Annotated in this window: 1 protein-coding gene; it reads left to right on the top strand. The window is 74.0% G+C overall.

The genetic code is table 11. The features are described from left to right. Nucleotides 1–248 precede the first annotated feature (248 nt). The coding region (locus DQW85_RS21725) for a cadmium resistance transporter (RefSeq protein ID WP_240197335.1) at nucleotides 249–597 on the top strand (349 nt) is incomplete at its 3' end.

Here is a 597-nt window from a genome sequence, read left to right as displayed (position 1 = left end):
CGAGCCGGTGGCACCCGTCGCATCGCCGGGACCGCCGCCCGCCCCGGCGCATCCGGCGGCGAGCGGGACGCTCAGCACGGCGACCGCCGCCATCGCCCCGAATCGTGCTTTTGATCCCCAGGCACCTCGCAGCATGATCGCCCCTTTCGCGCGCGCGTGAGGGCCGGTCAGGCAGGACCGGCCGCTCGCAGGGAGATACGCGGCATACGCGGCAATGGTTCGGAGATTTTCTTGGCTACCCTTTCCTCGTGATCGAGTCGGTCGGGTTGGTCGGGCTGGTCGTGTCGGCCGGGCTGATCGTGTCGGCCGGGCTGATCGTGTCGGCCGGGGCGGCGGGGGTGGGAACGGTCGGCACCGCGGCCGCGGTCTTCGCGGGGACCAACGTCGACGACCTCGTCATCCTGACCGTGCTGTTCCTGTCGGCGCGGGCCGGCGGCGCGCCCCGGCCGTGGCAGATCGTGGCCGGCCAGTACGCCGGGATCGCCGTTCTCGTGGCCGGCTCGGCCCTGGCGGCGCTGGGGCTCGCGGTCGTCCCCGACCAGTGGGTCGGCCTGCTCGGCCTGCTGCCCTTCGCGCTCGGCGTCCGCGGGCTGGTCG

This window comes from Nonomuraea lactucae (assembly GCF_003313395.1).
In the GTDB taxonomy this organism is placed as follows: Bacteria; Actinomycetota; Actinomycetes; order Streptosporangiales; family Streptosporangiaceae; genus Nonomuraea; species Nonomuraea lactucae.
The sequence above is the reverse complement of the archived record's forward strand: the minus strand, read 5'-3'. Positions and strand labels throughout refer to the sequence as shown.